This is a genomic window from Actinomadura sp. KC06 (assembly GCF_004348735.1).
Classification (GTDB): domain Bacteria; phylum Actinomycetota; class Actinomycetes; order Streptosporangiales; family Streptosporangiaceae; genus Spirillospora.
The window spans coordinates 39,004-47,612 of sequence record NZ_SMKT01000059.1 but is presented as its reverse complement, the minus strand read 5'-3'; the positions used below and the strand labels follow the sequence as shown (position 1 = coordinate 47,612).

Below are 8,609 nucleotides of genomic sequence, written 5' to 3'. Positions count from 1 at the left end.
CCTTGGGGGACGGTGGGCCGATCCGGAAGGACGCGGTCGACTCGTTGGTAGGGCGCACCCAGTTCAGGGCGCGTGTCCTTTTCACCGCGGTTGGGCCAGAACGCCATTGCGCGCTCGGCCATCGCCGTAATGGTGAGGGACGGGTTGACGCCCAGGTTCGCCGTCACCGCCGACCCGTCCACGATGTGCAGGCCCGGATGGCCGTGGACGCGGTGGTACGGGTCGATCACTCCCGTTTCCGGAGTTTCCCCGATGACGCAACCGCCGATGAAGTGCGCGGTCGTCGGAATGTTGAACAGGTCGAACCAGGTGCCGCCCGGGGTGGCGTCGAGTTCCTCGGCGAGCATCCGGACGGCGTCGTGCGCGACGGGGATCCAGGTCGGGTTGGGTTCGCCGTCGCCCTGCCTGGCGACGAGTTTCCGGCGCCCGAGGCGGCCGCGCTTCTCGCCGACGGTGATGGAGTTGTCGGCGGTCTGCATGACGAGGGCGATCACGGTGCGCTTCGCCCAGTCCTTGAGCGACAGGCCGCGCAGGATGATGGTCGGGTGCCGGACGGCCTGTCCGAGGAATTTCAGCCACCGGGGCGGTCCGCCGCCGTCCACCAGGAGGGTGCGGATAACGCCCATCGCGTTGTTTCCCGCGCCGTAGCGGGTGGGTTCGATGTGGGTCTTCTCGTCGGGGTGGAAGGACGAGGTGATGGCGAGTCCGGTGCTGTGGTCGACGTCCTTCTTGCGGTGCCACACGGTCATGCGCTCGACGCCGAGAAGCGCCTCGGAATTGGTGCGGGTGAGTTCGCCGAGGCGGGACGACAAATGCGGGAGCCGTCCGGCGGCGCGCATCCGGTGGAGGAGCCGCTGCGTGCCGTACGTCCCGGCGGCGAGGACGACATGCTCCGCCGTCAGAGTTTTCCGGCGTTTCCGGAGCGGCCCGGTGTGTTCGGTGCCGACCTCGTACCCGCCGCCGCCGCGGGGCGTGACGGCGGTGACGGTGGTGTCGGGCACGACCCGGACACCCGCCTGCTCGGCCAGATACAGGTAGTTCTTCGTCAGCATGTTCTTCGCGCCGACCTTGCAGCCGATCATGCAGGAGCCGCAGCCGGTGCACGTCGTCCGGCGCGGGCCGGCGCCGCCGAAGTACGGGTCGGCGGTGTCCTCCCCCGGACGGTCGCCGAAGAAGACGCCGACCGGGGTGGCGTGGTAGGTGTCGCCGACGCCCATCCTGTCCGCGACGCGCTTCATCGCCTCGTCGGCGGGCGTGACCAGCGGGTTGACGGTGACGCCGAGCATCCGGCGGGCCTGGTCGTAGTACGGCTTGAGCTCGTCCTGCCAGTCGGTGATGTGGCCCCACTGGCGGTCGGTGAAGAACGGCCGCGGCGGCTCGTACAGCGTGTTCGCGTACACCAGCGAACCGCCGCCGACGCCCGCGCCCGCCAGGACCAGCACGCCCGCCTTGCCCCCGACCAGGTGGACGCGCTGGATGCCGCGCATCCCGAGGCGCGGCGCCCACACGTATTTCCGGAGTCTCCAGGACGTCTTCGGAAGCGTCTCCTCGTCGAAGCGGCGTCCGGCCTCCAGCACGGCGACCCGGTACCCCTTCTCGGCCAGCCGCAGCGCCGTCACGCTGCCGCCGAACCCCGAGCCCACCACGATCACGTCGAAGTCGTAGGCGTCACCGGGCACTGCACACCACCTTCGTCGCGGAGATCACGAAGCCCCCGAGTGTGGACCCTCCGTTCCGTCGCGCGCCATGCACGCGGAGCAACGATTTGAGAACGCGTTTATCACCCGGGTGACAACCGGGCACCGACTGCCCACCCGCCGCGGCACCGTCAGATGGGGACGTGTTCGTGGAGAGCGCTTACGCCGAGGTCCTGGCGAATGGCGTTGCGGAGGACGTGGAGCCGGTCAGTGTCGGTAGGTACACCTTGGGTCCGGGTTTTGGGCCTAATGCCGCCGATCCTCATTCCCGGAAGAGTTGATCACGTGAGCGAAATCTTCCGAGGAGGAATCTCATGGCCCGTGGACGTGTAGCAGCAGCCGCTGTTTCCGCCGTCGTTGCCGGGACGGTGCTGGTCACGACCGTCGCCGCCGGAGCGCCCAGCGCGAGCGCCGCTGGGCCGTCTGGGCTCGATCGGCGGGTGCAGGGCGCGGCGGAGCGGCTCGTCGCGGACGGGGCGCCCGGTGTGATCGTGATGACGCGTCGCGGTGGACGCGTCTCGCACGCGACGGCGGGCGTGTCCGACAAGGCGACCGGCGCGCCGATGGATCACCGGCTGCTGTTCCGGATCGCGAGCGTGACCAAGTCGTTCACCTCGACGGTCGTCCTGCAACTGGACGCCGAAGGCCGGCTCTCCCTGGACGACACGGTGGAGAAATGGCTGCCAGGCGTCGTCCAGGGCAACGGCAACGACGGGTCGAAGATCACCATCCGGCAGCTGCTGGCGCAGACCAGCGGGCTGAACGAGTACGTCCAGGACCCGCGGATCATGAGCGACCCGGCCCGCGCCTGGACACCCGCCGAGCTGGTCGCGATCGCGATGGAGAAGCCGCCCGTCCACGCTCCCGGCCAGGGATGGAACTACGCCAACACCAATTACATTCTGGCCGGAATGATCATCGAGAAGGCCACGGGGCGGGCGGCGGGCGCGGAGTTCCAGCGCCGCGTTTTCGGCCCGCTGCGGCTGCGGCACACATCGTATCCGACCACGTCACCGGCGTTCCCCGGCCCGTACGTGCACGGCTACTACCTCCAGCACGGGGACGTCAGCACGCTGATCAGCCCGTCCAGCGCCCGGACGGCCGGCGGGATCGTGTCCACCGTGGACGACGTCGCGAGGTTCCACCGGGCTCTGTTCACGGGCCGGTTGCTGCCCGCCGAGCAGATGCGGGAGCTGCGGACCGTCCGGCCGGTGAACGACGAGGGCGTCGTGGAGGACTACGGCCTCGGCGTCGCGCGGATCAAGTTCTCCTGCGGGTACGCCTGGGGCCACGACGGCGGCTTCCCCGGATACCGCACCTGGACTTACACCAGCGCGGACGGACGCCGCCAAGCCGTCATCACCTACAACGCCTCCGCGCTGGAGAACAGCGAGAAGTTTCGCGCGGATCTCGGCAGGCTGGCGGAGACGGCGTTCTGCGCCTGAACCGCAGGCCGCGAGCAACCGTCACAACGCGGGTCAACGGGGCGGGGCCGGGATCTTGCCTATGCCGAGCGTGTTCTGGGCGGGCATCAGGCCGGTCTCCAGGACCTTGACGAGGATCGGCATCGTGAGTTCCGCAAGGCGGCCCGACTTCTCGGCGCCCAGCGTCCGCCACGGCTCGTAGGCCAGGTCGTCGGTGGTCCGTTCGACGGATTCGCGCAGCTCGCGGCCCCGGTCGGTGGCGGTTCCGTCCGGGTGGACGAGCCCGCGGGACGCGAGACGGTCGCGGGCGGCGGACCATTCGGCGTCCGTCCAGCCCCGGCTCGCGAACGTCGCCACGGACGCGGCGCCGACCGCGGCGAACGAGACGAGCGCCTCGACCGGGTCGAGCCCGGCGGTGAGCAGCGCGGCCACGTGTCCGTCGCCGCGCTGCTCGCGGAGGATGCCGATGGCGTGCCAGAGGACGAGGTGCGGCTCGTCCGGCCAGGGCAGGTCGGCGTTGGCGGCGGCGAGCGGGCGTCCGGCGGTGCTCGCGGCCTCGGCGGCGGTGCGGGCCAGGTCGGCGGCCTCGGCGAGATCGGGGCTGCGGAGGATGTCGTCGCCGAGCAGGGCCCGGTACATCCGGTCGACGGCGCGGGTGCGCGCCTCCAGGACGCGGTCGGGCGCCGCGATCGTCCAGGCCGCGGGGATGTGCTCGGCGACCATCCGCGGGCTGAAGCTGTAGAAGGCGGACGACACCAGCTCGGTGCCCGCCGCGCCGAGTGGTGCGGCACGCCAGGCGAAATAGCTCGGCCAGCGGTCGTCCACCTTGTAGCCGAGGGCCTCGGCTTCGGCGAACACTTCGGGTGAGTACCAGAACAGGGCGTGCACGGCTTCGAGCTGGTGCCACATCTGCCGTGCCAGGCCGGGATCGTCCGCCATCGATCGTCTCCTTTCAGCATCAATCTTGACACTGTCAAGACTATCCGATGGGAGGACCGGGCGAGGTGTGAGGGATCTCCTATTCCGCCGTGTCAGGACGGGTCGTCGGCGTCCGGGCGGGGCTGGAGTCGGCGGCGGACGACCTTGCCGGTCGCGTTGCGCGGAAGCGCGTCGACGAAATGCACGTCGCGGGGCACGGCGAAGCGCGCGAGATGGTCGCGGACGTGGTCGCGCACGGTGTCGGCGTCGAGCGTCTCGCCGTCGCGGACGACGATGAACGCGGCCGCCCGCCGTCCGAACCGCTCGTCCGGGACGCCGACGACCGCTGCCTCCCTGACCTGCGGAAGCGCCTCCACGACCGCCTCGATCGCGCTCGGGAACACGTTCTCCCCACCCGAGACGATCATGTCGTCGTCGCGGCCGTGCACGTAGAGGCGACCGTCCTCGTCCAGGTGGCCGACGTCGCCGAGGCTCATCAGGCCGTCCCGCATCTCCTTGGCGCCCCCGTCGCCACCGCCGGTGTAGCCGGTGAACGGTAGTTCGTTCGCGGCGAAGATCCGTCCGGTGGTTCCGGGCGGGACGGGCGCGCCCTCCTCGTCCAGGATCGCGACCGTCGTCCCGGGCGGCGGCGTGCCCGCGGTTCCGGGGCGGGCGCGCAGGTCGGCGGGCGTGGCGATGGTCACCCACGACGCCTCCGTCGACCCGTACAGGTTGTAGAGGACGTCGCCGAACTCGTCCATGAACGCGGTCGCGAGCGTCGCGGGCAGCGCCGAGCCGCTGACGGCCGCGATCCGCAGCGAGGACGTGTCGTGCTTGCGGCGTGCTTCGTCCGGAACGTCCATGATGCGCTGGAGCATGACCGGGACGGCGACCAGCGCCGTCGCCCCGGTCTCCGCGATCGCCCGCAGCGTCTGCTCCGGGTCGAACCGGGGCCGCAGGACGATCGTGGCGCGCAGCGAGATCGCCGTCTGCAGCATGGCGTATCCCCAGGTGTGGAACAGCGGCGCGTCGATGAGCATCCGCTCGTGCACCCGGTAAGGGATGCGGGACAGGATCGACGTCAGCGGCGACAGCCCCGGACGCGCCCGCCGGTCCGCGCCCTTCGGACGCCCGGTCGTGCCCGAGCTGAGGACGATCGTCCGCCCCGCCTTCGACGGCGGTTCCACCCGCGCACCGGACGCAGTGACGATGAGGTCCTCCAGCTCCGGGCCCGTCCTGATGGACTGGACGCCCGCCGGGACCAGCGCGAGGAACTCGGCGAACTCCTCGTCCGCGATGACCGTCTGGACGCCCTGCTGCTCGATCACGGTCACGAGCTGCTCAGCGCTCATCCCCGTGTTCAGCAGGACGAGGTCGGAGCCGCTCTTGCTGCAGGCGACGAGCGTCTCGACCATCCCCCGATGGTTACGGCACAGCACCCCGACCCGGCGCGGCCCGCCCGCCCGGCCTGGCTCGCCCGCGCCAACCGCCCGTCCGAGCGCTGCCGCAAGGCGGTCGGTTCGGGCGTCGACCTCCCCGTACGTCAGCTCCCCCTCCTGGTCGGCGATCGCGACGACGTCCGGATCGCGGGCCGCGGCGGACGCGACCGTCCCGCCGAGCAGGGTGCCCCAGCGGCGCAGCGCGCCCAGCTGCCGGACGACCTTCAGCGGCGGCCCGGGACGCCACAGCCCGCTCCGCGCGAACATGCCGCCCGCCCGCGCGGCCGACACCGCCCGCTGCCCGGCCCCCGACAATCCCGTCATCCACCGCTCCCGGCCCTACGCTCCCGGTGCCGCCTTGATCCTCACTTTTCCGACCATACGGACAAACCCCCTGCCGCTCTCCTCCCCCGACCCACCTCTTCGGCCTTCGCCTTGTCAGAAACCTGACAACCCGCCGTCGCGCGATGCGCAAGTTTTCCCGCCGGGCAGCATTTGAAGCTTGGGTACGCTGGTCCGACCATGGCGACGACCGGCGGGCTGCGCGAGCGCAAGAAGGAGACGACGCGCCGCGCCCTGCATGACGCCGCGATGCGCCTGACCGCCGAGCACGGCCTGGACGAGGTCACCGTCGAGGCCATCGCCGACGCCGCCGGCGTCTCCCGCCGCACCTTCTCCAACTACTTCGGCGGCAAGGAGGAGGCGCTCCTCTACGGCGCCGAACGGCGGATGCGCGCCCTGCTGGAGGCGTTCGAGTCACGCCCGCCCGGCGAGCCGTCCTGGACCGCCCTCCGCGCCGCGCTCGACGAGCAGGCCGACGCCGACGAGACGCAGTGCCCCATGCTGTGCGCCGGGCAGGCCCGCCTGGCCCGCGAGCACCCGTCCGTCCTGGCCCGGCTGCTCGCCCATTACGCCGAGTTCGAGCGCGACTTCGCCGATTTGATCGCCGCGCGCGAGGGGTTGCCGCCCGGCGGTGTCCGTCCCCGCGTCCTCGCCGGCGCGTTCATGACGGCCCTCCGCATCGCCACGTTGGCCGACATCGACGAGCGCCCCGTCCGTCCGCTGGCCGAGGCCGCCGACGAGACCCTCACCGAAATGGCCCGCCCCTTCCACTGACCGGGCCACGGACCGGGACGCGCCATCAGGTGGCGAGGTCGGCGGGCAGCAATTGCTCGGTCAGCAGCCGCCGCGCCCGTTCCCGCTTCCGCGCCCGGTCCCCCTGCGAGGGGACGTCCAGCCAGCCGCGCACCAGCCGCCAGCCGTGGTAGTAGGCGAACAGGTACGCGTTACCGCCCGGCACCGCGATCAGCGGCACGGCGGCCGCCAATTCTTCGTCACCGAGCAGCGCCCAGCGCGACAGGTAGCCGCGGACCTCCCCTTCCGGACGCCCTTCGGCAGCCATCAACGCGGCATTCGCCCAGACACCCCACAACACATTCGCGGCGTGGTGCAGCGCCGCCAGATCCCCCGGATCCTCCTTCAGGACATGGCGGACGAGCCATTCCCGCGCCTCGTCCCCCGGGAAGATCAGTTCTTCGGCCGCCAACCCCAGCCCCTCACTGATGACGCCCTGCGGAGAGAGCAGGAACCGCACGCGCTGCTCAAGCCGTCCGGCCAGATGGATCTCCTTGAGCACCGACTCGGCGATGTGCCCCGGATGCCCTTCATGCGCGATCACATAGAGCAGATCGGCAAGGTTGAACGGCAGATCCCGGTTGATGTGAATGGTGGAGTCCGGCCCGCCTTCATGGGAACCCGCCAAATGGAACGGCACCCCGGAGACCAGACGGCAACCGACGGCCTCGTTCTCCGGAAGCGGAACGATCTCCGCCGTGCGGGCACGCGTCTCGCGCACTGCCGCCGCCACCAGCGCGGGCAGCCGTTCGAAAGACTCCAGCCGGTGGGCCGCGCGCCATGCCGCCGTCTGCTCCGCCAGCGACCCGGGCGAGGACGGCAATGCCGCGTCGAGTTCCTCATGGGCCTCCGCGAACACCGACTCGGGCACCCATCCGGCCTCGATTCCGAGACTCTCCCGGACGAATTCGGGCAGCGGTACGCGAGCGCCGTCCAGCCGCCGCGCCACCATCCGAAGCGCCCGCACCTGACCGGCGAGATAGGCGGCACGCCCGGCCTCGAAAGGCAGGTCGTCCAGCAACCGCTCGGCGTCCTCGACGAGCCGCCCCGGCGCCACCGGCTCCTCCCTTTCCACCTCCTCTCTCCATTCGCGGGGCCCGCGGTAGATGAGGGTCAGGCCGCTCGTATTCGGCCCGCCCGCCTGCCGATCGACGCGCAACGCCAGCAACGCGTACGAACGAAGCCACTCCTCGCTCACGACACCCTCCTCCGTCCGACGTCGCCCTGGCTCAACGCTAGCCGTACGGTTTTCCGTACACTGCACGGATGGACAGCATCTGGTTCCGGGACGGGGAAAGTCCGCGCAAGCCACGCCTTTCCCGGGAACGAATCATCGAGGCCGCGATCGCGCTTCTGGACGCCGAAGGCGTGAACGGCTTCTCGATGCGCCGCCTGGCCGCCCGCCTCGGCGCCGGAACGATGTCGCTGTACGAGTACGTCGCCGCCAAGGAGGACCTGCTCGACCTGGCCCTGGACGCCGCCCTCGCCGAGATCGAGATCGTGACCGACCCGGACGCGACATGGCGGGACGTCCTGACGCGCCAATTGACCCACAGCCGAAAGGTCATGCTCGGCCACCCGTGGATCCCCGCGCTGGTCGGCACCCGTCCGCTGCTGGGCCCCGGCGCCCTCGCCCGCTCCGAGCAGATCTTCGCCGCCCTGGACCGGGCGGGCCTGAAGGGCCCGACGCTCACCGCGGCCGTGAGTGCGGTCAGCGGCTACGTCCACGGCTTCGTCGCCGAGGAACTCGCATGGCGATCCCGTTTCCGCGATCCCGCCGCCGAAGCGCATCTACGAGACCAGGCAGAACAGCTCCTCCGCGACCGCGCCTCCGACTACCCGGCCCTGGCCAAGACCTTTCGCGCCGGCGAAGCCGACTTCGACAGCGGCTTCAAGCTCGGCCTGTCAATCGTCCTGGACGGAATCGAGACCCGTCTCTCCGAACATCCGTCCGCCCCGACCCCGTGACGACAGGTCCTGCTCGCGACAGAAATGGC

7 protein-coding genes are annotated in these 8,609 nt (G+C 70.8%); 3 read left to right on the top strand and 4 right to left on the bottom strand.

What is annotated here, in order from left to right; translation table 11 throughout:
- A partial coding sequence (locus E1287_RS20215) for a GMC family oxidoreductase (protein ID WP_131966599.1) occupies positions 1–1,679 on the bottom strand: 1,679 nt, incomplete at its 3' end.
- 332 nt (positions 1,680–2,011) lie between these two features.
- Here E1287_RS20215 and E1287_RS20210 point away from each other — a divergent pair.
- Entirely contained in the window at positions 2,012–3,142 is a 1,131-nt protein-coding gene (locus tag E1287_RS20210) for a serine hydrolase domain-containing protein (RefSeq protein ID WP_131966598.1), read from the top strand.
- A 33-nt stretch (positions 3,143–3,175) separates the two neighbouring features.
- Here E1287_RS20210 and E1287_RS20205 read toward each other — a convergent pair whose 3' ends face one another.
- Both E1287_RS20205 and E1287_RS20200 read right to left on the bottom strand, forming a co-directional pair.
- The gene (locus tag E1287_RS20205; protein WP_131966597.1) at positions 3,176–4,060 is read right to left on the bottom strand and encodes a hypothetical protein; all 885 of its coding nucleotides are present in this window, start codon (positions 4,058–4,060) and stop codon (positions 3,176–3,178) included.
- Between the two features lie 92 nt (positions 4,061–4,152).
- Positions 4,153–5,802: an AMP-binding protein gene (locus E1287_RS20200; protein WP_131966596.1), complete on the bottom strand. Its 1,650-nt coding sequence runs from the start codon at positions 5,800–5,802 to the stop codon at positions 4,153–4,155.
- A gap of 198 nt (positions 5,803–6,000) precedes the next feature.
- On the opposite strand from E1287_RS20200, the gene E1287_RS20195 reads away from it, so the two are divergent.
- Positions 6,001–6,594 (top strand): TetR/AcrR family transcriptional regulator, encoded by a 594-nt coding sequence (locus E1287_RS20195; protein WP_131966595.1) that lies wholly within the window; start codon positions 6,001–6,003, stop codon positions 6,592–6,594.
- A gap of 25 nt (positions 6,595–6,619) precedes the next feature.
- On the opposite strand, the gene E1287_RS20190 is transcribed toward E1287_RS20195, so the two are convergent.
- The gene (locus E1287_RS20190; protein ID WP_243719237.1) at positions 6,620–7,669 is read right to left on the bottom strand and encodes a hypothetical protein; all 1,050 of its coding nucleotides are present in this window, start codon (positions 7,667–7,669) and stop codon (positions 6,620–6,622) included.
- A 209-nt stretch (positions 7,670–7,878) separates the two neighbouring features.
- Between E1287_RS20190 and E1287_RS20185 the strand changes: the two genes are divergently transcribed.
- On the top strand, positions 7,879–8,580 hold the full coding sequence (locus tag E1287_RS20185) for a TetR/AcrR family transcriptional regulator (RefSeq protein WP_131966593.1): 702 nt from the start codon (positions 7,879–7,881) through the stop codon (positions 8,578–8,580).
- Positions 8,581–8,609: the final 29 nt, after the last annotated feature.